The sequence below is a fragment of the Kitasatospora sp. NBC_01539 genome, assembly GCF_045040525.1.
Lineage (GTDB): Bacteria > Actinomycetota > Actinomycetes > Streptomycetales > Streptomycetaceae > Kitasatospora.
In genome coordinates, this window is record NZ_CP109390.1 from 3,117,044 (window position 1) to 3,143,954 (window position 26,911).

Annotated in this window: 17 protein-coding genes; 6 read left to right on the top strand and 11 right to left on the bottom strand. The window is 73.6% G+C overall.

Going from position 1 to position 26,911, the window contains the following annotated elements; genetic code table 11:
* Positions 1-123: 123 nt before the first annotated feature.
* Positions 124-1,509, bottom strand: coding sequence for a M16 family metallopeptidase (locus tag OG335_RS13290; RefSeq protein ID WP_405011308.1), 1,386 nt, complete (start codon positions 1,507-1,509; stop codon positions 124-126).
* Positions 1,506-2,852: a M16 family metallopeptidase gene (locus OG335_RS13295; protein WP_405011309.1), complete on the bottom strand. Its 1,347-nt coding sequence runs from the start codon at positions 2,850-2,852 to the stop codon at positions 1,506-1,508. Before OG335_RS13295 ends, OG335_RS13290 begins: the two co-directional genes overlap by 4 nt.
* A gap of 379 nt (positions 2,853-3,231) precedes the next feature.
* On the opposite strand from OG335_RS13295, the gene OG335_RS13300 reads away from it, so the two are divergent.
* The 3 genes from OG335_RS13300 to OG335_RS13310 all read left to right on the top strand — a co-directional run bounded on the left by OG335_RS13300 (position 3,232) and on the right by OG335_RS13310 (position 7,435).
* Complete coding sequence (locus OG335_RS13300; RefSeq protein ID WP_405011310.1) at positions 3,232-5,691, top strand: DNA topoisomerase (ATP-hydrolyzing) subunit A; 2,460 nt, start codon at positions 3,232-3,234, stop codon at positions 5,689-5,691.
* A gap of 182 nt (positions 5,692-5,873) precedes the next feature.
* The gene (locus OG335_RS13305; protein WP_405011311.1) at positions 5,874-6,773 is read left to right on the top strand and encodes a sucrase ferredoxin; all 900 of its coding nucleotides are present in this window, start codon (positions 5,874-5,876) and stop codon (positions 6,771-6,773) included.
* Positions 6,774-7,045: 272 nt separating this feature from the next.
* Entirely contained in the window at positions 7,046-7,435 is a 390-nt protein-coding gene (locus OG335_RS13310; protein WP_405011312.1) for a hypothetical protein, read from the top strand.
* Positions 7,436-7,466: 31 nt separating this feature from the next.
* On the opposite strand, the gene OG335_RS13315 is transcribed toward OG335_RS13310, so the two are convergent.
* The 3 genes from OG335_RS13315 to OG335_RS13325 all read right to left on the bottom strand — a co-directional run bounded on the left by OG335_RS13315 (position 7,467) and on the right by OG335_RS13325 (position 12,027).
* Entirely contained in the window at positions 7,467-9,101 is a 1,635-nt protein-coding gene (locus OG335_RS13315) for a cation acetate symporter (RefSeq protein WP_405011313.1), read from the bottom strand.
* Complete coding sequence (locus tag OG335_RS13320; RefSeq protein ID WP_405011314.1) at positions 9,098-9,577, bottom strand: DUF485 domain-containing protein; 480 nt, start codon at positions 9,575-9,577, stop codon at positions 9,098-9,100. The genes OG335_RS13315 and OG335_RS13320 overlap by 4 nt, the downstream gene beginning before the upstream one ends.
* Positions 9,578-9,918: 341 nt before the next feature.
* Positions 9,919-12,027 carry a type IIA DNA topoisomerase subunit B gene (locus OG335_RS13325; RefSeq protein WP_405011315.1) on the bottom strand — a complete coding sequence of 703 codons (2,109 nt, stop codon included), beginning with the start codon at positions 12,025-12,027 and terminating at the stop codon, positions 9,919-9,921.
* Between the two features lie 495 nt (positions 12,028-12,522).
* Between OG335_RS13325 and OG335_RS13330 the strand changes: the two genes are divergently transcribed.
* Positions 12,523-12,753, top strand: a complete 231-nt coding sequence (locus OG335_RS13330) for a hypothetical protein (RefSeq protein WP_405011316.1) — start codon at positions 12,523-12,525, stop codon at positions 12,751-12,753.
* 149 nt (positions 12,754-12,902) lie between these two features.
* Here the strand turns inward: OG335_RS13330 and OG335_RS13335 are convergent, their stop codons facing one another.
* From OG335_RS13335 to OG335_RS13355, 5 genes are all read right to left on the bottom strand, one after another.
* Complete coding sequence (locus OG335_RS13335) at positions 12,903-13,820, bottom strand: S1 family peptidase (RefSeq protein ID WP_405011317.1); 918 nt, start codon at positions 13,818-13,820, stop codon at positions 12,903-12,905.
* 216 nt (positions 13,821-14,036) lie between these two features.
* Positions 14,037-15,659, bottom strand: coding sequence for an RNA polymerase sigma factor (locus OG335_RS13340; RefSeq protein WP_405011318.1), 1,623 nt, complete (start codon positions 15,657-15,659; stop codon positions 14,037-14,039).
* Positions 15,660-16,080: 421 nt separating this feature from the next.
* Positions 16,081-16,953: a FadR/GntR family transcriptional regulator gene (locus tag OG335_RS13345; RefSeq protein ID WP_405011319.1), complete on the bottom strand. Its 873-nt coding sequence runs from the start codon at positions 16,951-16,953 to the stop codon at positions 16,081-16,083.
* A gap of 437 nt (positions 16,954-17,390) precedes the next feature.
* Positions 17,391-18,149: an NUDIX domain-containing protein gene (locus OG335_RS13350; RefSeq protein WP_405011320.1), complete on the bottom strand. Its 759-nt coding sequence runs from the start codon at positions 18,147-18,149 to the stop codon at positions 17,391-17,393.
* Positions 18,150-18,390: 241 nt separating this feature from the next.
* On the bottom strand, positions 18,391-20,541 hold the full coding sequence (locus tag OG335_RS13355) for a glycogen debranching N-terminal domain-containing protein (RefSeq protein WP_405011321.1): 2,151 nt from the start codon (positions 20,539-20,541) through the stop codon (positions 18,391-18,393).
* Between the two features lie 814 nt (positions 20,542-21,355).
* Between OG335_RS13355 and OG335_RS13360 the strand changes: the two genes are divergently transcribed.
* Positions 21,356-22,669, top strand: coding sequence for an alpha/beta fold hydrolase (locus OG335_RS13360; protein WP_405011322.1), 1,314 nt, complete (start codon positions 21,356-21,358; stop codon positions 22,667-22,669).
* Between the two features lie 49 nt (positions 22,670-22,718).
* Here OG335_RS13360 and OG335_RS13365 read toward each other — a convergent pair whose 3' ends face one another.
* Positions 22,719-24,323, bottom strand: a complete 1,605-nt coding sequence (locus tag OG335_RS13365) for a DUF4192 family protein (protein WP_405011323.1) — start codon at positions 24,321-24,323, stop codon at positions 22,719-22,721.
* A 205-nt stretch (positions 24,324-24,528) separates the two neighbouring features.
* Here OG335_RS13365 and OG335_RS13370 point away from each other — a divergent pair, with 205 nt between their 5' ends.
* Complete coding sequence (locus OG335_RS13370) at positions 24,529-26,841, top strand: DEAD/DEAH box helicase (RefSeq protein ID WP_405011324.1); 2,313 nt, start codon at positions 24,529-24,531, stop codon at positions 26,839-26,841.
* The last annotated feature ends 70 nt before the right edge of the window (positions 26,842-26,911 follow it).

Genomic DNA, 26,911 nt, shown 5'->3' on the forward strand with positions numbered 1-26,911 from the left:
GGCGACACGGCCGCGGGCCCGGCCGAGCGGGTGCTCGGCCGGGCCCGGTGCCGGTGCCAGGTGGTGCGGGTGTCAGGTGGTGCTGGTGTCAGGTGGTGCGGGTGGTGCTGGTGCCGGGTGCCGTCAGTTGGAGACGACGGTGACCTCGCCGATGCCGAGGTCGCGGACGTCGTCGGCGATGACGGAGGCGTCGCCGACGAGCACCGTGACGAGGCGGTCCGGCGGGAAGGCGCCGACCACGGCCTCGGTGGCGGCCTCGGCGCCGAGTGCGGCGAGCCGGCGGTAGAACTCGGCCTGGAAGTCGTCGGGCAGGTACTGCTCGACCTGGTCGGCGAGGGTGCCCGCGACGGACCCGGCCGTCTCGTACTTGAGCGGGGCGACCCCGACGAGGAACTGGACGGCCTCGTCGCGCTCGGAGTCGGTGAGGCCCTCGGCGGCGAGGGTCCGCAGGATCGTCCAGGTGTCGGCGAGGGCCGGGGCGGTGGACGGGGTGTCGACGGAGCCGCTGATGGCGAGCATCGCGCGGCCGGAGCCGTCGGCGGCGGAGCGCAGCGGCTGGGCGAACGCGCGGACGCCGTACGTGTAGCCCTTCTCCTCGCGCAGGACGCGGTCGAGCCGGGAGGTGAGGGTGCCGCCGAGGCAGTAGGTGCCGAGGATCTGGGCGGCCCAGGCGGGGTCGTGGCGGTCCGGGCCGATGCGGCCGACGAGGAGCTGGGTCTGGACGGAGCCGGGGCGGTCGACGATGATCACGCGGCCCTTGTCGTCCGCGGTGACGGGTGCGTGGACGGCGGGCGGCGCGGTGTCGGCGGTCCAGCGGCCGAGGGTGCCTTCGAGGAGTCCGGCGAGGTCGTGGCCGGTGAGGTCGCCGACGACGACGGCGGTGGTGGTGGCCGGCCGGACGTGGGCCCGGTAGAAGGCGTGGACGGCGGCCCGGTCGATGGTGCGGACGGTCTCGGCGGTGCCGCTGCGGGGGCGGGAGAGCCGGTCGGCGCCGTCGAAGAGGGCGGCGTAGAGGGCCTTGGCGGCGCGGCGGGCGGGGTTGGCGAGTTCGTGGGTGATCTCGTCGAGGCGGTTGGCGACCAGGCGCTCGATCTCGTCCTCGGGGAGGGCGGGCGCGCGCAGGGCGTCGGCGAGGAGGGTGAGTCCGCGTTCGAGGCGGGAGGCGGGGACCTCCAGGGAGACGCGGATGGCGGGGTGGTCGGCGTGGGCGTCGAGGGTGGCGCCGGCGCGTTCGAGTTCGCCGGCGAACTCCTCGGCGCTGAGGGTGTCGGTGCCCTCGTTGAAGGCGCGGGCGAGGATGTTGGCGACGCCGTCGAGGCCTGCGGGTTCGGCGGCGAGGGGGGCGTCGAGCACGAGGTCGACGGCGACGAGCTGCTGGCCGGGGCGGTGGCAGTGCAGCACGGTGATGCCGTTGGCGAGGGTGAGTCGCTCGGGGGCGGGGAACGCCCACGGGGCGGGGGTGCCGGCGGTGGGCCGGGGGTGGAAGGTCATGGCGGATTCGGTGGTCATGCGGCCGTCTCCTGCTCGGTCTGGTCGTCCTCGGTGTCGGCGTCGGGTGCCGGGGTGGTGGGCTCGTACACGAGCACGGCGCGGTTGTCGGGGCGCAGGCGGGCTGCGGCGACGGCGCGGACCTCTTCGGCGGTGACGTCGAGGACCTTGGGCAGGGCGGTGTTGAGAAGTGCCGGGTCGCCGAAGAGGACGGCGTAGCGGCAGAGTTCGTCGGCGCGGCCGGCGACGGTGGTGAGCCGGTCGAGCCATTCGCGTTCGATCTGGGCCTGGGCGCGTTCGAGTTCCTCGGGCGTGGGGCCTTCGGCGGCGAAGCGGGCGAGTTCCTCGTCGACGGCGGCGTCGATGCTGTCGATGCCGGCTTCGCCGGAGGTCTTCACGTCGAGCCAGCCGAGGGAGGGGGCGCCGGCGAGGCGCAGCAGGCCGAAGCCGGCGGTGACGGCGGTGCGGTCGCGGCGGACCAGCCGGTTGTAGAGGCGGCTGGATTCGCCGGAGCCGAGGATGGTGAGGGCGAGGTCGGCCGCGTCGGCCTCGCGGGTGCCGTCGTGCGGGAGGCGGTAGGCGGCCATGAGGGCGCGGGAGGGGACGTCCTCCTCGACGAGTTCGCGGATCTCGCGGCCGACGGTGTCGGGGAGGGTGCCGTCGCGCGGGGGCTGCTTGCCGTTGTGGGCGGGGATGGTGCCGAAGTACTTCTCGACCCAGGCGATGGTCTGCTCGGGGTCGAGGTCGCCGACGATGGCGAGCACCGCGTTGTTGGGCGCGTAGTAGGTGCGGAAGAAGGCGCGGGCGTCTTCGAGGGTGGCGGCGTCCAGGTCGGCCATCGAACCGATGGGCGTGTGGTGGTAGGGGTGCCCGTCCGGGAAGGAGAGTGCGGTGAGCTTCTCGAACGCGGTGCCGTAGGGCACGTTGTCGTAGCGCTGGCGGCGCTCGTTCTTGACGACGTCGCGCTGGTTCTCCATGGACGCGTCGTCGAGCGCGGTGAGCAGCGAGCCCATGCGGTCGGCCTCCAGCCAGAGCGCGAGCTCCAACTGGTGGGCGGGCATGGTCTCGAAGTAGTTGGTGCGCTCGAAGCTGGTGGTGCCGTTGAGGGAGCCGCCGGCGCCTTGGACGAGCTCGAAGTGCCCGTTGTTGGAGACGTTGGCGGAGCCCTGGAACATGAGGTGCTCGAAGAGGTGGGCCAGACCGGTGCGGCCCTTGACCTCGTGGCGCGAGCCGACGTCGTACCAGAGGCAGACGGCGGTGACCGGGGTGAGGTGGTCCTCGGAGAGCACCACGCGCAGGCCGTTGGCCAGGCGGTGTTCGGTGATGGCGAGGCCTCGGTCGGAGGCGGGGGCCGGGTTGGCCATGCGCTGTGGGTCCTTCCCTGGTCGACTGCAGGTCGGGGGCGGTGTGCGTTCCCCATTGTGGTGCAACGTGCGGGAGGCCGGGATGTGTCCGCGCGTGGTGGGCGTTCGCCGCTGGCTGAAGTCGTGGCGGAAGTGAGGGCGGAGGCGGCGGCCGCAGGAGCACCGGGGCGGCGGGAGGCGGTGCGGGGTTCCGGGAGGCAGGTGCGGGGTTCCGGCCGGACGGTAGGGGGGCGGGGGTGGGCGGCATTGTGGGTGGGAGGGTCCACAATGGGGGGCGCCGTGCCCCCGTAAGGTTCGACGCAGTTGTCACCGGTTCGACTGTCACGGCGTCGATGCCGCCCGTCAGCCGCACACCCGATACGCAAGGAGCCCCGCCGCGATGGCCCGCCGCAGTTCGCCCACTCCGCCGCCCGGTGATTTCGAGGAGCGCATCCTCGATGTCGATGTGGTGGACGAGATGCAGGGTTCGTTCCTCGAGTACGCGTATTCGGTCATCTACTCCCGTGCACTGCCGGACGCGCGGGACGGCCTGAAGCCGGTGCACCGCCGGATCCTCTACCAGGCCAACGAGATGGGCCTGCGCCCGGAGCGCGGGCACGTGAAGTGTGCGCGCCTGGTCGGTGAGGTGATGGGCCGGCTGCACCCGCACGGCGACGCGTCGATCTACGACTCCGTGGTCCGTATGGCGCAGCCGTTCTCGATGCGGCTTCCGCTGATCGACGGCCACGGGAACTTCGGTTCGCTGGGCAACGACGACCCGCCGGCGGCGATGCGGTACACGGAGTCGCGGCTGACGGCGGCGTCGATGTCGATGGTGGAGTCGATCCACGAGGACACCGTCGACTTCGGCCCGAACTACGACGGCAGCGAGCAGGAGCCGCTGGTCCTGCCGTCCGCGTTCCCGAACCTGCTGGTCAACGGTGCTTCCGGGATCGCCGTCGGCATGGCGACGAACATGCCGCCGCACAACCTGACCGAAGTGGTGGCGGCGGCCCGGCACCTGATCAAGCACCCGGGTGCGGACCTCGACACGCTGATGCGGTTCATCCCGGGCCCGGACCTGCCGACGGGCGGGCGGATCGTCGGGCTGTCGGGCATCCGGGACGCGTACGAGAACGGCCGCGGCACGTTCAAGATCCGTGCGGCGACCTCGATCGAGAACGTGACGGCGCGCCGCAAGGGCATCGTCGTCACCGAGCTGCCGTACAGCGTCGGCCCGGAGAAGGTGATCGCGAAGATCAAGGACCTGGTCAACGCGAAGAAGCTCCAGGGCATTGCCGACGTGAAGGACCTGACGGACCGCGAGCACGGTCTGCGCCTGGTCATCGAGGTGAAGAACGGGTTCGTGCCGGAGGCGTTGCTGGAGCAGCTGTTCAAGCTGACGCCGCTGGAGGAGACCTTCGGCATCAACAACGTGGCGCTGGTCGACGGGCAGCCGCTGACGCTGGGCCTGAAGGAACTGCTGGAGGTGTACGTCGACCACCGCTTCGAGGTGGTGCGGCGACGCAGCGACTTCCGGCGGCGCAAGCGGGAGGAGCGGCTGCACCTGGTCGAGGGCCTGCTGGTGGCGCTGGTCGACATCGACGAGGTCATCGCCCTCATCCGGTCGAGCGACAACGCGGCGCAGGCGAAGGAGCGGCTGGTCGAGCGCTTCTCGCTGTCGGAGGTCCAGACGGCGTACATCCTGGACACGCCGCTGCGGCGGCTCACCCGGTTCGACCGGGTGGAGCTGGAGGACGAGCAGCGGAAGCTGAACGCGGAGATCGCCGAGCTGACGGAGATCCTGGAGTCGGACACCCGGCTGCGCTCCGTCGTGTCGGGCGAACTGGCCGCCGTGTCGAAGCAGTTCGGCACCGAGCGGCGGACGGTCCTGCTGGAGGCGGGGGCGGTGCCGACCGCGGCGCTGTCGGTGCCGCTGGAGGTGGCGGACGATCCGTGCCGGGTGCTGCTGTCGTCGACGGGCCTGCTGGCGCGGACGGTGGACGGCGGTCCGGCGGAGGACGAGGACGCGGGGACGCGGCGGGCGAAGCACGACGTGCTGATGTCGGCGGTGCCGGCGACGGCGCGCGCGGACGTGGGCGTGGTGACCTCGACGGGCCGGGTGCTGCGGCTGCCGGTGATCGACCTTCCGCAGCTGCCGCCGGGTGGCGCGGCCACGATGGCGGGCGGCGCGGCGGTGTCGGAGTTCCTGCGGCTGGAGACCGGCGAGCGGGTGCTGGCGCTGACGACGCTCGACGAGTCGTCGCCCGGCCTGGCGCTGGGCACGCTGCAGGGCGTGGTGAAGCGCGTCGTGCCGGAGTGGCCGTCGAACAAGGACGAGTTCGAGGTGATCGCCCTCCGGGAGGGCGACGAGGTGATCGGTGCCGTGGAGCTGCGGACGGGCGAGGAGGACCTGGTGTTCATCGCGTCCGACGCCCAGCTGCTGCGGTACCCGGCGGGGCAGGTGCGGCCGCAGGGCCGTCCGGCGGGCGGCATGGCGGGCATCAAGCTGTCGGACGGGGCGCGGGTGCTGTCGTTCACGGCGGTGGATCCGGCGGCGGACGCGGTGGTGCTGTCGGTCGCGACGGCGTCGGGCACGCTGGCGGGCGGTGAGCACACCTCGTGGAAGCTGACGCCGTTCGAGCAGTATCCGCGCAAGGGCCGGGCCACGGGCGGTGTCCGCTGCCAGCGCTTCCTGCGCGGCGAGGACGGCCTGACGTTCGCGTGGGCGGGCACGGTGCCGGCGCTGGCGGCGACGGCGGCGGGTGCGCCGGTGGAGTTGCCGGAGCGTGATCCGCGCCGGGACGGTTCGGGCACGCCGGTGACGGCGAAGATCGCGGCGGTCGGCGGGCGCGCGTAGCCCTGCGGGCGGACGGAGGGGGTGCCGGATCCCGGCGCCCCCTCCGTCGTCGTGCGGCGGCAGGTGGCAGGCGGTAGGCGGCAGGCAGTGGGCGGCACGCAGCGAGGTGTGGGCGCGGGTACGGGACTGTCCGGGCGCTCGCCATCAGGTCCGTGCACGTCGTGAAGGGTAGGCTTCCCTGGGTGATCACCTGCACGACACTGTCGCGTGAACTGACCGAGCCGCTGGCCGCCACCGCGGCCACCGCGACGACCTGGCTCCTGGTCGAGCAGTCCGGCCCGTGGGGTGCGAAGGCCCTCACGGAGAGCCATCTGGACACGGAGGTCGGGCGGGCGCTGGACGCCGCCTCGACCGGTACCGGTGTGCGGGTGGCGCTGATCCGGCGCCCGGGGCGGCACGCGGAGGCGGCCGGGGCCCGTCATGAGGTGCTCGTCGCGCACACCGTGCCGGGCCGGTCCTGGGTCAGGCGGCTGACGGTCGGGGCGCCGACGGAACTGCTGGATCTGGACTTCGCCGCGCTGGGCGCGGGCGAGCACGGCGGGCTGGGCACGGCGCACACGGGCGGGCCGGTGGCCCTGGTGTGCACCAACGGCCGCCGGGACCGCTGCTGCGCGCTGCTGGGACGCCCGCTGGCCCTGGAACTCGCCGCGTCCGGGCACAGCGAGGTCTGGGAGGTGACGCACCTGGGCGGTCACCGATTCTCGCCGACGATGCTGGTGCTGCCGTACGGCTACGCGTACGGGCGGCTGTCGGGGGCGAGCGCCAAGGAGGTGCTGGCGTCGACGGCGTCGGGGCACACGGTGGCGGAGTTCTCCCGGGGCCGCTCGTGCTGGGGGCGGCCGGGGCAGGCCGCGGAGCACGCGGTGCGGCTGGCGTACGGGGAGACCGCCGCCGATGCGCTGACGGTCCACCAGGAACGGCGCGGGGCGGACGGCTGGGCGGTGGTGGTCGGCCATGCGGACGGGCGCCGCTGGGAGGTGCCGGTCACGGAGGGGGCGGCTTCGCCGCCCCGCGCGGAGAGCTGCGGCAAGGCGGCGGGTACGCCGTCCGTGATGATCGCGGGCACCGTCCGCCCGATCTGACGATCCGACGGCCCGGCAGCCGCCGACCCGAGGGCCAGGCGACCGGGTGCCGCACAGGGCCCGGGGGTCGACGGGGCACGGTGTCGGCGCGACTGCGGAAGCAGCCGGGGCCGCAGTCGCGACCGTGAGCGTGACCGTGACCGTGACCGTGACCACTGCACACTCTGACGTTCGGTCATTCGGCGGATACACAGGGTGGCTTTTTTGTTGCGCGCATGACATAGTCACACGCATCCAACCAAGGCTCTGATTCAAAGGAGAACAGTGCCATGATGTCCCGTATCGCAGGCCTGACTTCCATCATGGCAGTGATCCTCGCCTTAGCGCCCGTCGGCGACGCTGCTGCCGCGTCGCCCGCACCGGCCTGCCCGGCGTCGGCCGTCCGGCCGTGCGTCTGGCAGCAGCCCAGCGGCGACGGCGTGGTGGGCGCTGCCCGGATCGACGCGGGTGACCCGTCGCGGCCGGGCCTGCTGACGGTGGAGGTGAGGATCCAACGGGCCTGGGGCCGGCCGTGGGAGACGGTCGCCGCCTCCTCGCTGATCGCCACCGGCCCCCTCGCCCTGACGACCCCGGCGGTCCGCACCGACTACCGCACCATGGTGTGCGCCACCGGCGGCCCGGCAGGCCTGCCCGAGCTCCACACCACCAGCTGTACGGTCTGACGGCGCGCTCACCGGGCGCCGGACCGGGCGGCTAGACGGCTCCGGCCCCGGTGAGCGAGCGGACCTCCATCTCGGCGTACCGGTCCGGGTCCGCGGGCTCCCGCGAGGTGACGGTGCCGATCCAGCCGGCCAGAAATCCCATCGGCACCGAGACCAGGCCGGGGTTCTCCAGCGGGAACCAGTGGAAGTCGACCCCGGGCATCAGCGCGGTCGGCGAGCCGGACACCACCGGCGAGAAGACCACCAGCAGGAGAGCCGGCAGGAGCCCACCGTAGACCGCCCAGACCGCCCCGCGAGTGGTGAACCGGCGCCAGAACAGGCTGTACAGCAGGGTCGGCAGGTTCGCCGACGCCGCCACCGCGAACGCCAGGCCGACCAGGAACGCCACGTTCAGCCGCTGCGCGAACAGGCTCAGGACGATCGCCAGCGCGCCGATCACCACCGCGGAGACCCGTGCGGCCAGCACCTCCTGGCGCTCCGTCACCTCGGGTCGGCCCTTGCGCCGCCAGGCGCGTGCGTAGAGGTCGTGCGCGAAGGCGGCGGACGCGGCCAGGGTCAGCCCGGCGACCACGGCCAGGATGGTGGCGAAGGCGATCGCCGAGATCAGCGCGAACAGGAGCACCCCGCGGGTGGTGCCCGTTCCGCCGCCGAGTTCCGCGGCGAGCAGCGGAACGGCGGTGTTGCCCGCCGGATTCGCACTCCGCACGGCGGACGAGCCGACGAGCGCCGCCGCCCCCAGCCCCAGGACGACCGCCATCAGGTAGAACCCGCCGACCAGGCCGATCGCCCAGATCGTCGAGCGGCGGGCCGCCCGGGCCGTGGGCACGGTGTAGAACCGGCACACGATGTGCGGCAGACCGGCCGTGCCGAGCACGAGGGCCAGGCCGAGGCTCACGAAGTCCAGCCTGCTGGTCAGGCCCTCGCCGTACTTCAGCCCGGGCTCCAGGTAGGCGCGCCCCGCTCCGCTGCGGTCGGCCGCGGCCTGCATCAGTGCCCCGAGGTCGCCGTGGAAGCGGACCAGGACGAGCACCGTGAGCAGGACCGAACCCGCCACCAGCAGCACGGCCTTGATGATCTGGATCCAGGTGGTGGCGCGCATGCCGCCGACCGTCACGTAGACGATCATCAGGCCACCGACCGCGACGATCGTCCAGGCCTTGGCCGGGCCGTCCCCCGTCCCGAGGAGCAGGGCGACGAGACTGCCCGCACCGACCATCTGCGCGATCAGGTAGAGCAGCGAGACCGCCACGCCCGCGGTGCCGGCCGCCGCCCGCACCGGGCGGGCCCGCATCCGCAGGGCCGGCACGTCGGCCAGGGTGTAGCGGCCGGCGTTGCGGACCAGCTCGGCGACCAGCATCAGCACGACCAGCCACGCGACCAGGAAGCCGATGCTGTAGAGCACGCCGTCGTAGCCGTACAGGGCGATCAGGCCGGTCACGCCCAGGAACGACGCGGCCGAGAGGTAGTCGCCGGTGAGGGCGAGGCCGTTCTGCAGCGGGCTGAAGTCGCGGCCGCCGGCGTAGAAGTCCTCGGCGGCGCGGCCGCGGCGGCCGGCCCAGAGCGTGATGCCGAGGGTGACGAGCACGATGACGGCGAAGAGGGCGACGGCCAGGCCGTGGTGGGCCTCCGGGGCGGCCCCGGCCGTGAGCACGGTGGGCCCCTTCACCGGAGCTGGTCCTGGGTGTCCCACCGCAGCTCCAGGGCGGCGCGGTCACGCCGGGTTCGCGCGTTGCGGGCGTACAGCCAGGTCAGCAGGAACACCACGGCGAACTGCCCGAGGCCGAGCAGCCAGGCGATGTTGAGCGGCCCGGCGACCCGATGGCGCATCAGACCGGGTGCGGCGGCCAGCGCGAGGACGTACAGCAGGTACCAGCCGAGGAACGCGGCGGTGGCGGGGACCACGAACCCGCGGTAGCCACGGCGGATCTCCGCGAAGGCCTCGCTCGCCTGCACCGCGCGGTACACCTCGGCCGCGTCCGCGGGGCTCCGCCCGCCGACCGGGTCCGCGGAGGGCATGGAAGCCCCGACCGTCGGCTCCGCCGGGGCAGCAGGGGCGGGCTGCGCGGGCACCCGGACCGCCCGCACCGCGGAGCGGCCCATCGACCGCCCGGCCCACCAGTCGAACCTCTCCTGCAGCACCACGGACACTCCTGGACGGAGGCGTGCTCGGGTGCACGCCGACTCGACGGGCCGGAGTCGATGATTCCGGTCGCGCTGACCCGTCCAGCATGGAACCCGGAACGGCCGGTCCGCCAATCAGCGCAGATACGTTCACTCGAACTGATGACGGAAGACGCCGTTCGGGTGTCGGTCGTTCCTGACCGGACGTCAGAATCCCTCCCCCGCCGGTCCGATCGACCCGTCCGACAGGCCCCGCAGATCCGCCGGCGGCCGGCCCCGCGACGCCGCCCCGTCACGCGCCGGCGCCCTCCGCCGCCTGCGCCCTCCGCCCGCGAGGCGGAGGGCGCGGGAACGGACGGCGCTCAGGCGTCGATGCGCGAACGGTCCAGCGTGGCGGCGGAGTCCACGATGAACTCCTTGCGGGGGGCCACGTCGTTGCCCATCAGCAGGTCGAACGTGCGCTCGGCGGCGTCCAGGTCACCGAGGTTGATCCGGCGCAGGATGCGGTGGCGCGGGTCCATCGTGGTCTCGGCCAGCTGGTCGGCGTCCATCTCACCGAGGCCCTTGTACCGCTGGATCGGCTCCTTCCAGCGCTGCCCCTTCGACTGGAACTCCAGCACCGTGCGGCGGAGTTCGCCGTCGGAGTAGGTGTAGTGGTACTTGTCCTGGCCGCGCTTGGGGTTGGTGAGTTCGAGGCGGTGCAGCGGGGGCACGGCGGCGAACACCCGCCCCTGCTCGACCATCGGGCGCATGTAGCGCTGGAAGAGGGTCAGCAGCAGGCAGCGGATGTGCGACCCGTCGACGTCGGCGTCGGCCATGAAGATGACGCGGCCGTAGCGGGCCTGGTCGATGTCGAAGGTGCGTCCGGAGCCGGCCCCTATCACCTGGATGATCGAGGCGCACTCGGCGTTCTTGAGCATGTCGGCCACCGAGGCCTTCTGCACGTTGAGGATCTTGCCGCGGATCGGCAGCAGCGCCTGGAACTCCGAGTTGCGGGCGAGCTTGGCGGTGCCGAGCGCGGAGTCACCCTCGACGATGAAGAGCTCGCTGCGCTCGACGTCGTCGCTGCGGCAGTCGGCGAGCTTCGCGGGCAGCGAGGAGGTCTCCAGCGCCGTCTTCCGGCGCTGCGCCTCCTTGTGCTGGCGCGCGGCGACCCGGGTGCGGGCGGCCGCGACGACCTTCTCCAGGACGGACCTGGCCTGCACCTTCTCGTCCTTCTTCGCGGACGTGAGGAACGCCTTCAGCTCCTTGGCGACGACGCCGGCGACGATCCGGTTGGCCGCGGAGGTGCCGAGCACCTCCTTGGTCTGCCCTTCGAACTGCGGCTCGGCCAGGCGTACCGTGACGACGGCGGTGAGGCCCTCCAGGGCGTCGTCCTTGGTGATGTCGTCCTCGGCGACGCGCAGGAGCTTCGCGCTGCGCAGCGCCTCGTTGACGGTCTTGGCGAGCGAGCGCTCGAAGCCGGAGACGTGGGTACCGCCCTTGGGGGTGGCGATGATGTTGACGAAGGAGCGCAGCGTGGTGTCGTAGCCGGCGCCCCAGCGCAGGGCGATGTCCACGCCGAGGTCGCGGGTGACCTCGGTCGGGGTCATGTGCCCGAGCTCGTCGAGGACGGGGACGGTCTCCTTGAAGGTGCCGTCGCCGTGCAGCCGGACGACGTCGCAGATCGGCTTGTCCGGGGCGAGGAAGTCGCAGAACTCGGCGATGCCCCCGTCGAAGCGGAAGGTCTTCTCGTCGACTCCGTCGCTCTCCGTCAGGCGCTCGTCACGGACGACGATGGTGAGGCCTGGCACGAGGAAGGCGGTCTGCCGGGCGCGGGCGTGCAGGCTCTCCAGCGAGAGCTTGGCGTCCTTGAGGAAGATCTGCCGGTCGGCCCAGTAGCGGATGCGGGTGCCGGTGCGGCCGCGCGGCGCCTTGCCCTTCCGGGTCATGCCGCTGCCCGCCTCGAACGGCGCGTCGGGGCTGAGCTCGGTGAAGATGCCGGGGGTACCCCGGCGGAAGCTGATGGCGTGGGTGTGGCCGCTGCGGTCGACCTCGACGTCCAGGCGCGCGGAGAGCGCGTTGACGACGGAGGCGCCGACACCGTGCAGACCGCCGGAGGCGGCGTAGGAGCCACCGCCGAACTTGCCGCCGGCGTGCAGCTTGGTCATGACGACCTCGACGCCCGACAGGCCCGTCTTGGGCTCCACGTCGACCGGGATGCCGCGGCCGTTGTCGCGGACCTCGACCGAGCCGTCCTCGCGGAGGAAGACCTCGATCCGGTCGCAGTAGTTGCCGAGGGCCTCGTCGACCGAGTTGTCGATGATCTCCCACAGGCAGTGCATCAGGCCGCGGCTGTCCGTCGACCCGATGTACATGCCGGGGCGCTTGCGGACGGCCTCCAGGCCCTCCAGGACGAGGAGGTGCCGAGCGGTGTAGTTGGAACCGTCGTCTTTCGCCAGCACGGCGGACGGCACTGATTCGGCACTCATGCGGCGTTGCACTCCTCAATGAAGTTCTCTGACTCGTCTGCTCGGACCGCCCGTTGCCCCCGGCGCGCTCTCACTGGGCGAGACGCGGGGTCGTGACGGCCATCGCAGCCTGTACGCGCTGCGCGAACACGACCATGGCCTCGCCGCCGGACGCCGGGGCGCCATTTCCACCTGCCACCACGGTTCCTGGCGGACCGTGGCACCGGGCTCAGGCGGCGGAGCTGCTGCGATGCAGGCTACCGGTGCTCGGGACGGGGCTTATGCTCCAACCCAGCAGAGGATTATGCTACGCGGACCTCGGACATCGCTTCGATCGGGCGTTCGAGGGCTGTGATCCGTCACGGGAATCGGTACGCATGAACCGCCGGTCCCCGGGGCACCTCCTCATCAACACAGCAGAATCCTCAGAGAAGAAAAGCCACGAGCGGGAACGAAATCGTCCTGGTTGGATGTTGACCCTGGTACGAAAGCTCGTCGAGCTAGAGAAGAGGCGACGTGACTACTGTTCTGACCCCTGCGAGCCCGCTCACCGCGGCTGACCGCTGCGACCGTTGCGGAGCCCAGGCCTACCTGCGCATCGTCCTCACCAGCGGCGGTGAACTTCTGTTCTGCGCCCACCACGGGCGGAAGTTCGAGCCCGAGCTCAAGAAGATTGCCGTGGAGATACAGGACGAGACGGGTCGCCTGACCACGACGCCCGCCACGGCCGAACCCGACGAGCGCTGACCCCAGCCCTCGCACGACGAGCCGTTCCGGCCCAGGCCGTGAGGCCGGGCAGCAGATCGACAGACCTGCTGCCCGGCCTCTGCCGTACCGGGACGCTCGCCATCCGTGAGGCTGCGGACACGTTCTGACACCACGTCGGACGGTGACCGTCAGAACACGGAGCGCACATCGTCGCTCACGGCGGCGATCCGCGTGTACACCCCGGGGTGGGCCGCCTCCGCGCAGCCCGTCCCCCAGGAGACCAGGCCGGCCAGGCGCCCTCCGACGACAAGCGGGCCACCGCTGTCGCCCTGGCACGCGTCCCGGCCGCCGCTCTCGGCGCCGGCGCACACCATCACGCGGGCGTCGTACGGACTGTCGCCTCCCGCAGGGTAGGCGCGTGCACACGCCTCGTCGGCGACGACCGGCACCTCCACCTCGCGCAGCGCCGGGGAGTAGCTCCCGTTGCCCCGGGTGTCACCCCAGCCGTACACCAGTGCGCCCGTCCCCGCCGCGTAGGGCTCGGACTCGCCCTGGCCCACCAGCCCGATCACCGGGCGGTGCGCCTGCGGCTCCGCCAGTGTGAGCACCGCCACATCCCGCAGGTTGTGTCCGAAGTCGTAGTCGGGATGGATCCACACGCTGCGCACCGCCACCTCCCGCCCGTCACGCGTGCGCAGATCGTCACGGCCGACCACGGCCTGCAGCCCCGGGCGGTCCACCCGGCGACCGGTGCGCTCGTCGTAGAAGCAGTGCGCGGCCGTGACCACCTTCGTCGGCGACACCAGCACCCCGCCGCAGAACTGCCCGGACCGGGCACTCCCGAACTGCTGGCGGCTGGCGAGGGCGACCATCCATCCGTGGTCGGCGTCGGCGACCGCGGTGCCGCCGACGATCCGCCGCTGCGCCTCGGCGGGGCCGGCCGCACCGAGCGCCGCCGAGGCCGGCAGCACGGCGAGCAGGGCCAGGGTCACCACCCGGCGGTGACGGGGGCGGCCGGGACGGCGCCCGGCCCCGCCGACGGGCCGGGCGCGCGCACCGGGATCGGGGGTGCGGAGCGGGAGGGCGGAGGCATCCAGGGAGAACACCGGGTCTCCAAGCGTGGCTCGACGACAGACAACCGCCACAGCGTAGTCAAGCCGTCACTGCAGGTGTGCGCAACCCGGGCCGCGTCCACCCGTACGAGGGATGCGGCGCCAGGCCGCCGACCCACCCGGCCGCCTGCGGGAACGACGCGAAAGGGCCCGGAGCGGGAAGCTCCGGGCCCTTTCGGCAGGTCGCCGGCGGTGCCGGCGGCCTGCGGATCAGTCCAGGTAGTCGCGCAGGACCTGCGAACGCGACGGGTGGCGCAGCTTGGACATGGTCTTCGACTCGATCTGGCGGATGCGCTCACGCGTGACGCCGTAGACCTTGCCGATCTCATCGAGCGTCTTCGGCTGGCCGTCGGTGAGACCGAAGCGCATCGAGACGACGCCGGCCTCACGCTCGGACAGGGTGTCGAGCACCGAGTGCAGCTGTTCCTGCAGCAGGGTGAAGGAGACCGCGTCGGCCGGGACGACCGCCTCGGAGTCCTCGATCAGGTCACCGAACTCGCTGTCGCCGTCCTCGCCGAGCGGGGTGTGCAGCGAGATGGGCTCGCGGCCGTACTTCTGGACCTCGATGACCTTCTCGGGGGTCATGTCGAGTTCCTTGGCCAGCTCCTCCGGGGTGGGCTCGCGGCCCAGGTCCTGGAGCATCTGCCGCTGGACACGGGCCAGCTTGTTGATGACCTCGACCATGTGCACCGGGATACGGATGGTGCGCGCCTGGTCGGCCATCGCGCGGGTGATGGCCTGGCGGATCCACCACGTCGCGTAGGTCGAGAACTTGTAGCCCTTGGTGTAGTCGAACTTCTCGACCGCACGGATCAGACCGAGGTTGCCCTCCTGGATGAGGTCCAGGAAGAGCATGCCGCGGCCGGTGTAGCGCTTGGCCAGCGAGACCACCAGGCGGAGGTTGGCCTCCAGCAGGTGGTTCTTGGCGCGGCGGCCGTCCTCGGCGATGATCTCCAGCTCGCGCTTGAGCTTGGGAGCGAGCTTGTCGGCGGCCGACAGCTTGTCCTCGGCGAACAGTCCGGCCTCGATACGCTTGGCGAGCTCGACCTCCTGCTCGGCGTTGAGCAGCGGGACCTTGCCGATCTGCTTGAGGTAGTCCTTGACCGGGTCGGCGGTGGCACCGGCGACCGCGACCTGCTGGGCCGGCGCGTCGTCCTCGTCGTCGTCGGAGAGGACGAAGCCCTCCGACTCCTCCTCCGGGGCATCGCCCTCGGCGGCGGCGGGCTTGTCGCCGGGGAGGGCGACCTCCTCCAGCTCCTCGCCGAGGTCCTCCTTGCCGGCCTTGCCGGCGGCGGTCTTCTTGGCGGCGGTCTTCTTGGCGGGCGCGGCCGCCTTCTTGGCCACGGCCTTCTTGGCGGTGGCGACGGCCTTGCGGGCCACCGGCTTGCCTTCGACGGTCTCGATCGTGGCCGTCTCGACGACGGTGATCTCGGCGGAGACCGCCACGACGGCAGGAGTGGGAGCGGCAGCCGGGATCGCACCCGGGGCGATCCGCACCGGGGGCTTGGTCGGGGCGGCCGGGGTCCGAGTGGTGACCGTCTTGGTGGCAGTGCGCTTGGCAGTGCTCTTGGCGGCAACGCTCTTGCGCTTGGAGCCGGCCGGTTCGGCCGCGCTGACCATGAGGTCAACTCCTTCCTCAATCAGCACCTGGTTGAGGCTGCGCATGACGTTCTTCCACTTGGTGACCGGGATCTGGTCCGCCTCGAAGGCCTGACGCACGTCGTCACCGGCAATCTGCCCCTGGGCCTTGCCCCGCTCGATGAGCGCGAGCAGAGCTGCGGACTCGGCGATCTCGGGGGGGAGCGAACGGGATGTGCTGGCCGACACGAACAACCTCTCGGACGATGAGTGGACTCGAACCCTGACCCGACCACCCGAGCGGACGGGAGACGATCACGCACACTCACGTGCGAGGTCGGCTCCGAACGGCTCGGGTTCGAGGACGAGGACCGGGTTTGCGGGACGGCAGCAGCGCCGCAGACCAACACAGCATTCTGACATGGTGGTGGTATTCCGGAGCTGCTTCCGCTCCGTACACATCGCTGCCACCCCTCAAGTGTTACGCATGCCGTTCGTGGCGCCGGTCACACCCTCGTCCGTGCCTCCGCCCGGTGCCTCCGCCGCCCGGTGCCGGCGCCCTCCTCCTGCCCGGCCGTCTCGGCTCAGGTGCAGGTGGGAGGGGGTGCAGCGGCACGATGTGGCGGCGGGGCGGGCGTGACGACGGTCTCAGTGAACGATCCCGGTGCGCGCGGACTCAGTGCTCGCGGGGGGCGGGCACGGAGGGCTCGACGTCGGGGTGCACGGTGAGCAGCGCACGGACGGCGGCGTCGGCGGCGGTGCCGTCCCCGGTGCCGAGCGCGTCCACGAGGCGGACGTGCAGGCTGATCGCGGAGTCCGAGGGGCGCTCGCAGGTCGCGCCCGGGCCGCCGGACACCTGCAGGGCGCAGGAGACGATGCTGGAGAGGTGCTCCAGCATGCGGTTCCCGGCCATCTGCAGCATGAGGCCGTGCAGCTCGGCGTCGGCGCGGCCGTAGCCGACCATGTCGCCCTGGGCGGAGGCGTGGCCCATGATCCCGGTCAGCTCGACGAGGCGGTGCTGGACGTCCTCGCGGCCGTGGCCGGCGGCGAGCCGCGCGGCGAGCGGTTCGATCGCCCAGCGCAGCTCGAAGAGTTCGCGGCGCTGCTCGTCGCGCTGCGGGCCGAAGGCGCGCCACTCGATGATGTCGGGGTCGAGGAGGTTCCAGTCGGCGACCGGGCGGACCCGGGTGCCGACGTTCGGCCGGGCGCTGACCAGGCCCTTCGCCTCCAGCACGCGCAGCGACTCGCGGACGACGGTGCGCGAGACCTCGAAGCGCTGGCCGATCTCCTCCGGCACGAGCGGGCGGTCGGCGCCGAGGTCGCCGGAGACGATCATCTGGCCGAGTTGCTGCACGAGCTGCCCGTGCAGGCCGCGGCCGCGGCTGCTGGTGGTCTTGCGGCTGGGCCGGCCGAAGTCCGACTCGGAGCCCTCCCATCGGGGGGCAGGGGGGATGGGCCGTTCGGCGTAGGGAAATCGGTCGAGGTCGCCGGAGGCGATCGGGTCGGCCGAGCGGGCGGTGGTCATGGCGGGGTGCGCAAGGGTACTCACACGTCCTTTGTCGGCGATCCGCGGACCCGGCTTGAGGATTCTCCTGAAAAGCACACGAAAGGGTGATCGTCCGTGGCTGGATCATTGACTTCTTATCAGGCATAACGCCCCATTTCGATCGGCGACCCCTCACCGATCGCCACGCCTGGTCGACGCTACGTCATCACGGTTGCGGCGCGGGCGACTTGCGCGCACCGCTCCGGCGGTCCCGGCGCCCGCCCCCGGGCGGCGCGGAGGCCGCGGGAGCGCCGGTTGACGGGGCTCCCGCCCCGGGACGGATCGCCCCGCGGGGGCTCACCCCGTCGGCGGACACCCGAACGGGCGACCATCCGCCGGTCCCCGTCCGCAGCGCCGCCGCGCGCGTCCGTGCACCGCACGCTCCTCCGCCCGTCACGCGCGTCCCGGGCCGGCGGCCCACGCCCCGGGCCCCGCAGGTATCAGCTCCGTCCCGGAAGGTCGGGCTCCGGGCGGAGCATCGGGGGGTTCAGCACCGTCGCACCGCCGGCCGTGAAGAGCTGCGCGGGGCGGCCGCCCTGGCGCGTGGTGGTGCCGCCGGACGGCAGGAGGAACCCCGGGGTGCCGGTGACCTTCCGGTGGAAGTTGCGCGGGTCCAGGACGACGCCCCACACCGCCTCGTACACCCGGCGGAGCTCGCCGACCGTGAACTCGGGCGGGCAGAAGGCGGTGGCCAGCGAGGAGTACTCGATCTTGGAACGGGCCCGCTCCACGCCGTCCCCGAGGATCCGGCCGTGGTCGAACGCCAGCGGCACCCCGTCGGCGGGGCCGTCCTCGATCAGCTCCCGGACGGGGGCCCACCGCGCACTGCTCGCGTCGCCGCCGGGACGCGGGGTCGGCAGGTCGGGGGCGAGCACGAGATGGGCGACGCTGACCACCCGCATCCGGGGGTCGCGCTGCGGATGCCCGTACGTGGCGAGCTGCTCCAGGTGCACACCGGCGGCCGACTGGCCGGTGGAGTGCGCACGCAGCCCGGTCTCCTCCGCCAGCTCGCGGGACGCCGCCTCGGCGAGCCCCTCGTCGGGGCGGACGAAACCGCCCGGGAGCGCCCAGTAGCCCTGGAACGGCGGCTCACCCCGACGGACCAGGAGCGCGCACAGCTCGTGCTCCCGCACCGTCAGCACCACCAGGTCGACGGTGACGGCGAACGGGGGAAAGGCCGACGGGTCATAGCGCGACATGGCGACGATCATAGTCGTCTCTCTGACGATAATCACAGACTCCGGCAAGCCGCCCGCGCCCCGGCCGAGCCTCACCCGCCCGCAGGTCAGCCGCCACGGCCGACCTGCACGTCGCAGGCAGCGGAACGGCGGGCCGGGCCGCGGCCGTACTGCGGGCCGTACCGCGGGCCGTACTGCGGGCGCGCCCCGCTCCCCGGCCGAGGCGCCCGGCCGGTGCGGGCGGGCGCCTCGACGGACAGCCTCAGCCCGCGCCGAGCTGCAGCTGCGGAGGAGCCTCCTCCACCACGGCGACACCGATCCGGCTGACCCGGACGGAGAACGGCTCGCCCGCCACCCGGAGGCCCGTCAGTTCCAGCTCGCCCAACGGGGTCGTACTGGCCGGCCGCACGACCACCCGGCCGCCGGGGACGTCGGGCCGTATGCCGGCCAGTGCCAGCACCGCGTGCACCCCGGCGGCCGCGGAGAGCGCCGCCGGACGGCAGGCCGCGGGGTGCGGCACCGGCGGGCAGCCCGCCACCCGCTGCTCCCCGGCGTACATCTCGGGCAGCCGCCCGTCGAAGTGTTCGGCGGCGCCGAGGAGTCCTTCCAGGAGCACGCCCGCCTCCCGCTCGAAACCGGCGTCGGCGAGACCGGCGACCGCGAGGGCCGTCTCGTGCACCCGGACCGCCCCGCTGCGGTGCCCGAGCGGGTTGAACCTCGGAGACTTCGCGCTCAGGGTCCGGAGGCCCCAGCCGCAGTCGAGCTCGGGGGCCACGAGTCGCTGCGCGAGAATCCGGGTCTGCTCGCGGTCGAGCAGACCCTCAAGGAGTTGGCCTTCCCGGGACAGCCCGACGTCGAGCAGGTGGACGAACGACGAGGCCACCGCCGGCACCGACCGCCCGCCGGTGAGCAGCGCTGCGGCAGGACGGCCTCCCGACAGGTCGTCGATCCAGAACTGCTCCCTGAACCGCTCGCGCAGCGCGGCGGCCCAGCTGCGCCACTCCGCGGCCCCCGGCCGGGCGAAGGCCGCGAGCAGCTCGGCCCCGTGCATCGCCGCCCGGTACGCCTGGGCCTGGACCTCGCAGCGGGCGGCCGCGGGACGGCTCGCCCGCTCCTCGGGTGACCGGCCGAGGTCGAGGACGAAGCCCTCCGGGCCGTCGGACCCGTCGCCGACCGCGGCGCGCATCGCCGCCAGGGCCCGTTCGACCGCCGGGAGGAGCTCTATCACCTCGGGACGGCCCAGGCCCCAGCGCCACGCCTCGGCCAGCACCGTGACGAAGAGCAGGGTGGCCTCGGTGGCCGTGCACGTAGGGGGGAGTTCGGGACCGCCGTGCCGGATCGGACCGGGGATCACGCCCTCCTGGCGCGGGGCCGTACCGGCCGTGCCGACCGCACCTGGAGCGGCGGCGGACTGCTGACGGCGTGCCATGGCCCGCAGGGTGCCGGCTGCCATGCGGGTGCCGAACGGCAGCGTCCAGCGCGCCGCCCACAGGGCGTCCGCCGCTGTCAGACCGAAGCGCCAGGGGGCACCGGACGCCGCGTACAGGTCGGTCGGGCGGTCCGCGTCGGCGAGCAGCAGGGCGGCGAGGGCGTCGAGGGAGCGCGGGACGAGGCGTTCGGCCCGGGAGTCGTCGCACCGGACCTCGGGCTCGGTCCAGGGCAGGGGGACGCCCTGGCCGCGGCCGGTGGGCGGCCGGGTGCCGACCGGGGCGCTCTCCAGCGCCGTGTGCAGTTCGACCGACCAGCGGGCCCCGGGCTGCAGTTCGAGGTCCCAGCGCAGCACGCCCGCGCCGGCCAGGACGGCGTGCGGCGTGGGGCGGGCGGAGACGGTGGCGCTGCGCCCGCCGGCCGCCCAGCGCAGACCGGCCGACTGGACCTGGCTCGGCAGGTCGGCGGCGCGCTGTCCGGCGGCGATGTCGGCGAGCAGCCCGAGGTCGGTGCCGAAGGTGATCTCCAGCGGGAGCCTGGCCGGGCGGCCTCCGGCGTTGCGGACGGTGACCGTCTCCGAGCCGTCGGCGTGGCGGAGGCGCTCCACCGTGAGTGCGGGATCGGGGTCGGGATCGCCGGGGACCCGGATGCTGCCCACGAACCGCGCCTCGGCGGCGGAGGTGAGCGCACCCTGCAGCGGCATCGGCTCGATGCCGCCGAGGCGGACCTCCATGCGTGCCAGGGTGCGAATGCCGGCCCGGTAGAAGCCCTGCAGCCCTTGGCCGCGCAGTTGGCCGTCCATCCCGGACGCCGCCATCGCGGGTGCGTCCACACAGAGCAGCGCGTCGTGGGCGCTGACCGCCTGCGGGCGCGGTGCGGCGGGCGATCGGGGTTGCCCGGCGGGAGCCGGGTACCCCGGAGCCGCGACCGACGCGGGGTACGCCGGCGGGGGTGCCGGGGAGTGCGGTGCCGGGGTCCGGGACATCGGGGACTGCGCCGGATGGGAGGCCTGCACCGGCCCGCGGCCCGGCGGGGGCGAGGCCGGCTGGGGCGGGGCGGGCGGTCTCGTCGGGGTCGTCGGCGGCGGGCCGGCGGGCCCGGTGGCGGGGGCCGGCGGCCGCTGGGGCTGCGGTGGCGTCGCCGGGGCAGGCGCCGTGGTCGGCGGAAGGGGTGGCATCGCCGGATACACCCCCGGCGCAGACGTCGGTGTGGTCGCCGACGACGCCGGTGTGCCCGGCTGTGGTGGCCTGGTGACGGTCACCGGACTCTCCTCCCTTCGGTCGGCCGGCTGCTGCGGGGCCGGTCGACCGCGAGCGTGCTCGTTCGCGGTCTGTACTGCGCTGCCGTGGGCAGGGTCGATCGAGTGGGAGCAGGACCGGGCGGCCCGGGCGGCGTACCGGCCTCGGTCGTCCGGACATCGCGCCGGTCGGGCGGAGCCGTACGACATCGGGCGCTGTGCGCGTCGGCGCCGCGTTCGGGTCGGCCGTGCAGGGCTGCCGGGCGGATGCTGCCACCCGTGGCCCCGTTGGGTGAACGTCCTGCACGCCTCACAGGTCACGCCGACACGCGCGGCGGCGATGGCGCACCGTGTCGTTGCGACCGTCCGGCCGGTACGCCGCCGCCCCCACCGACGCTGCCCGGCCCGTGGGCCGGTTGCGGGGCTGCCACTTCCGTGGCTGTCCTCCACCGGCTCCTGTCCGCGGCCAGGATACGGTGCGGGAGCGGCGGCACACGCACCGGGAACCACAGCCTGTCGACCGCCGCACCGCACCTGTGACCAGTACGCACCAAGGAGTTGCATGTCCACCGCCAGCCGGCTGCCGGGGATCGTCACCACCGACCACGTCTTCCGGGTGCCACTCGATCATCGGCGTCCCGAGGGTGAGCGGATCGAGGTCTACGCCCGCGAGGTCGTGGCCCCCGGCCGGGAGCACGAGAACCTGCCCTGGATGCTCTATCTGCAGGGTGGGCCGGGCGGGAAGGCCGGACGCCCCCTGGGCCGGGACAACTGGCTCTCCCGCGCGCTCGACGACTACCGGGTCCTGCTGCTCGACCAACGCGGGACCGGACGGTCCACCCCGGCGAACCGGCAGACGCTCGCACGACGCGGAGGCGCCGCCGAACAGGCCGACTACCTCGCCCACTTCCGGGCCGACTCGATCGTCCGGGACGCCGAACTCGTTCGCCGCCTCCTCCTCGGCGAGGACGGGCAGTGGAGCCTCCTCGGCCAGAGCTTCGGGGGCTTCTGCACGCTGACCTACCTCTCGCTGGCGCCCGAGGGTGTCCGGGAGGCGTTCGTCACCGGCGGCCTCGCCGGGCTGCGGGTGTCGGCAGACGACGTCTACCGCGCCGCGTACCCGCGGGTGGCCCGGAAGAACGCGGCGCACTACGCCCGCTATCCGCAGGACGTAGCGGCGGTCCGCCGGATCGCGGCGCACCTGGCGGGGCGCCCGGCCGAGCTGCCGGACGGCGGCCGGCTGACGGTCGAGGCCTTCCAGGCGATCGGGCTGCTGCTCGGCGGCGGGTCCGGCTCGGACACCCTGCACTACCTCCTGGAGGAGGCCTGGGTCGAAGGAGTGGACGGCGCCGAACTGTCCGACACCTTCCTCGCCGGGGCGCAGGCGCAGCTGTCCTTCGCCGGGAACCCGCTCTACGCCGTCCTGCACGAGTCGATCTACGGGCAGCTCTCCGTGGACCGGGCGGGCACCGAGTGGGCCGCCGAGCGGGTGCGGAAGGAGTTCCCCGCGTTCGACGCCGAGCAGGCGCTCCGCTCGGAGGCCCCGGTGCTGTTCACGGGGGAGATGATCTACCCGTGGATGTTCGACGCCGATCCGGCGCTCGTACCGCTGCGCGAGACGGCTCAGCTCCTCGCCCAGCGGCGTGACTGGCCCGACCTCTACTCCCCCGAGCGCCTCGCGGCGAACGAGGTGCCCGTGTTCGCCGCCGTCTACCACGACGACATGTACGTGGACACCGGCCACTCGCTGGAGACCGCGCAGGCGGTCGGCAATCTGCGGTACTGGATCACCAACGAGTGGGAGCACGACGGCCTGCGGGTGAGCGGGCGGGCGGTGCTCGACCGCCTGATCCGCATGGCGCACGGCGAGGTCTAGGGCAGCGGCCCGGCCGTGCCCTGCGGACGGGCCGCAGGGCACGGAGCCGTCAGACCGTGCCGGTGCGATCGGTGCCGTACGGCCCGGGCCGCACCGACGGTGTCCGGTCGCGGGACGACCGGGAGCGGGATCGCAGCCGCAGCCGCCCGAGGCCGGGCCTCCCCGCCCGGGCGGGCGGTCGGCAGCGACCCACCCCGCCCGGCAGGCCCGAGGTTCCCGGTTCACCCTGGTCCTCCCGTCTCCCGTGCTCCGCGGACTCCGGGAACTCCTGGGCCTCCCGGGACTCCCGGGACTCCCCCGGAGCCTCCGGTTGCTGGACCGGCTCCGGCCCTGCGGGCCCGCCCGGTTCGACCGTCCGGGTCGCGGGACGGGCCGTCCGCATCGGGCCGGCCGAGTCCACGTCCGACTCGTCTCCAACGCCGCTACCGGGTCGCCCGGTCGCCGAGCCGTGGGTCGACGGCGCGGGAGCCGAAGCAGGGGCGGGCGGAGCGTCGGGGCCGGCGGCTTCACCACCGTCCGGCGGGTCCTCGCGCGCGCGGTCGGCCCGCTGCTCCCGGACGTTGTCCCGCAGCCGTTCCGGGTCGAGCCCGGCATTGATCGATTCGTAGAGCAGTTGGGCCAGCGTGTAGCCGGCGTCCACTTCGAGTGCCTGGGACAGCATGATCCGCGCGGTGGCAGTGTCACCGGCCAGCCAGGCCGTCCAGGCGAGCAGGGTGAGCGGCGGCGCGGCCAGGTGTTCGAACGGGTCGACGCATCGCCGGACGAGGTGGCGCCACAGCCGCTGGGCCGTGGCGAGCTCGTGCGGTTCCGCGTACTCGGCTCCGCGGTCGCGGCCGAGCTTGTCCTGGAGCCCGAGCAGGAGCCTGGCACTGCGCTCGGCGTCGATCTCGCGCGCGCCCGCCCTGAACTCGGCCATGGCCTCGGCGAGCAGCAGGCCCGTCCGGCGGACCGCGGCGAGCCGCCCGGCCGCGAGCTCCCGGATGAACCCCGGACCGGCGAGCTCGATCTCCTGCCGCTGGAGGTCCGCCGTCGGTGGGCCGACCGGGGCGAGCCCCGCGACGATGGCCCGGCGGCTGCCCCGCGGGGCGAGCCCGGCGAAGGTCGCTGCAGCCGCGATGGCGCTCGGCAGGTGGGCGGGCCGGATCGGGGTGCCGCCGGGGTCGCAGCAGCCCGACTGCCGGCAGAGGAAGGACCACCAGCGGCCGCCGGAGACGCAGAGCGACTCCTTGACCAGCACGCCGGCCTCACGGAAGGCCGTGGCGAGGTGGTCGGCGAGCGGACGGACGGTCTCGGGCCCGCCGTCGGGCGGCGTCGTGCCGGCGGCCGCGTCCACGGGATCCCGGACGAGGTACAGCAGGACCTGTTCGGGGCGGCGGTCCCGTTTCTCGGAGAGTTCGAGGAGGAGCGCGGCCACCTCCCGGGCGACCCGCTGCCACTGCTCGGGGTCGTCGGGGATGTCCAGGCGGATCACGCCGCCCTGCTGGAGGGCCGGGCCCTGGAGCCCGACGGCGACGATGCTGTCGTCGGGGAAGAACCCGAGCAGGTAGGGCAGCATCTCGGCCATGTCGGCCGGGCCCCGCATCTGCATCGGAAGGACGCCGGCCGTGGTGGCGGACACGCCGCCGGAAGGGGTGCGGTGTTCGTCGTTGGTCATGCCCTGAAGCGTGCCGCGCCTCCCGGGACCCGGGATCCGCCCTGTGGATAAACCCCGGGGGTCAGCATTTGGTCCCTCGTTCGGGGGACAAGGGGTCTGCCCGGACCTCCTTCTGACGATCGCTCGCTCCCCGGCACGCGGCGGGCCGTTCCGCGCCGCGCCGCCGCATTCGCCCCCTGTCGGTGCCGCGCGGTATGCATGGGGCATGGACGAGCGCACCCCCCGCCCCGACCCTTCGCACCACGACACGACCGGCCACGACACGGCGGCCGCCGCCCCGGACGGGGACCGTGCCGCGCCCGGCGACCGCTCCGCCGTGCGGGAACGGGCGGAGGCGGTGCTGCGCGAGCTGGCCGGTCCGGCCGCCGTCCTGCGCGAGGACCAGTGGCGTGCGATCGAGGCCCTGGTCGTCGACCACCGCAGGGCCCTGGTGGTGCAGCGCACGGGCTGGGGCAAGTCGGCCGTCTACTTCATCGCCACGGCGCTGCTGCGCTCCTCGGGCGCCGGCCCCACGGTGATCGTCTCGCCGCTGCTCGCGCTCATGCGCAACCAGGTCGACTCCGCCGCCCGGGCCGGCATCCACGCGCGGACGATCAACTCCGCCAACCCGCAGGAGTGGGACGAGATCCAGGCGGAGGTGGCGGCAGGGGCCGTCGACATCCTGCTGGTCAGCCCCGAACGGCTGAACAACCCGGACTTCCGCGACCAGGTCCTGCCGAAACTGGCCGCCTCCACCGGCCTGCTGGTGGTCGACGAGGCGCACTGCATCTCCGACTGGGGCCACGACTTCCGGCCCGACTACCGGCGGCTGCGCACCATGCTCGCCGACCTCTCCCCCGGTGTGCCGGTGCTCGCCACCACCGCCACGGCCAACGCCCGGGTCACCGCCGACGTCGCCGAGCAGCTCGGCACCGGCGGCGCACCGGCACCCGGCCGGCAGGAGGACGAGGCGGACGGCGGCGCCGGTGCGGACGCCGACCGGCAGGCCCTCGTCCTGCGCGGGCCGCTGGAACGCGAGAGCCTCAGCCTCGCGGTGCTGGACCTCCCGGACCCCGCCCACCGGCTGGCCTGGCTGGCCGACCACCTCGCGGAGCTGCCGGGCTCGGGCATCGTCTACACGCTGACCGTCGCCGCCGCCGACGAGGTGACGGCCTTCCTCCGCTCGCGGGGCTACCCGGTGGCCTCGTACTCCGGCCGGACGGAGGACGCCGAGCGGCGCAGCGCGGAGGCCGATCTCCTGGCGAACCGGGTGAAGGCGCTGGTGGCGACCTCCGCCCTGGGCATGGGGTTCGACAAGCCCGACCTCGGTTTCGTCGTGCACCTCGGGTCGCCGGGCTCGCCGATCGCCTACTACCAGCAGGTCGGCCGGGCCGGCCGCGGTGTCGACCGCGCGGAGGTGCTGCTGCTGCCCGGCCGGGAGGACGAGGCGATCTGGCGGTACTTCGCGTCGCTGGGCTTCCCCGCGGAGGAGCAGGTGCGCCGCACGATCGACGCGCTCGCCGAGGCGGGCAGGCCGCTGTCGACCGCCGCGCTGGAGACCCGGGTGGACCTGCGCCGGGCCCGGCTGGAGACGATGCTCAAGGTGCTGGACGTGGACGGCGCGGTGCGCCGGGTGCGGGGCGGCTGGGAGGCGACGGGCCGGCCGTGGGCGTACGACGGGCCGCGGTACGCGAAGGTCGCCGAATCCCGTGAGGCCGAGCAGCAGGCCATGCGGGCGTACGCGGCCTCGGACGGTTGCCGGATGGAATTCCTGCGCCGCCAGTTGGACGACCCCGAGGCGGCGCCCTGCGGGCGCTGCGACAACTGTGCCGGGGTCCGGCACGGCACCGGGGTGTCGCCGGACGCGCTGGCCGCGGCTCGCGCCGCACTCGGCCGGCCGGGTGTGACGTTCGAGCCGCGGCGGCTGTGGCCGACGGGCATGGAGGCGCTCGGCGTGCCGCTCAAGGGCCGGATCCCGGCCGGGGAGCAGGCAGAGACCGGGCGGGCCCTCGGCCGGCTGTCCGACATCGGCTGGGGCACCCGGCTGCGGGCCCTGCTCGCCGACGCGGCGCCGAACGGCCCGGTGCCGCCCGAGGTGGTGGACGCACTGGTGAGCGTGGTGGCCGACTGGGCGCGCGGCCCGGGCGGCTGGGCCGGGCCTCCGGACTCCGCCGGTGCGCAGATGGCCCGGCCGGTCGGTGTGGTCGCCATGACCTCCTCGACCCGGCCCGCGCTGGTGGAGAGCCTGGCCGCGCGGATCGCCGCGATCGGCCGGATGCCCTTGCTGGGGCAGGTGGGATACGCGACGGGCCGACCGCCGCACGGGCCGCGCAGCAACAGCGCTCAGCGGCTGCACTCGCTCGCGGGCACGCTGGCCGTGCCGGATCCGCTGCGGGAGGCGCTGGCCGCGTCGCCGGGCCCGGTGCTGCTGGTCGACGACCTGGTCGACTCCGGGTGGACGGTCACGGTCGCGGCTCGCCTGCTGCGGAAGGCCGGCGCGACGGCGGTGCTCCCGCTGGTCCTGGCGGTCCAGGCCTGAGCCGCCCGCTCCCGGCCGCCCGCTCGTGGCCGCCCGGGCAGAATCCGCCGCCGGGCCCGATCCTTCCGGG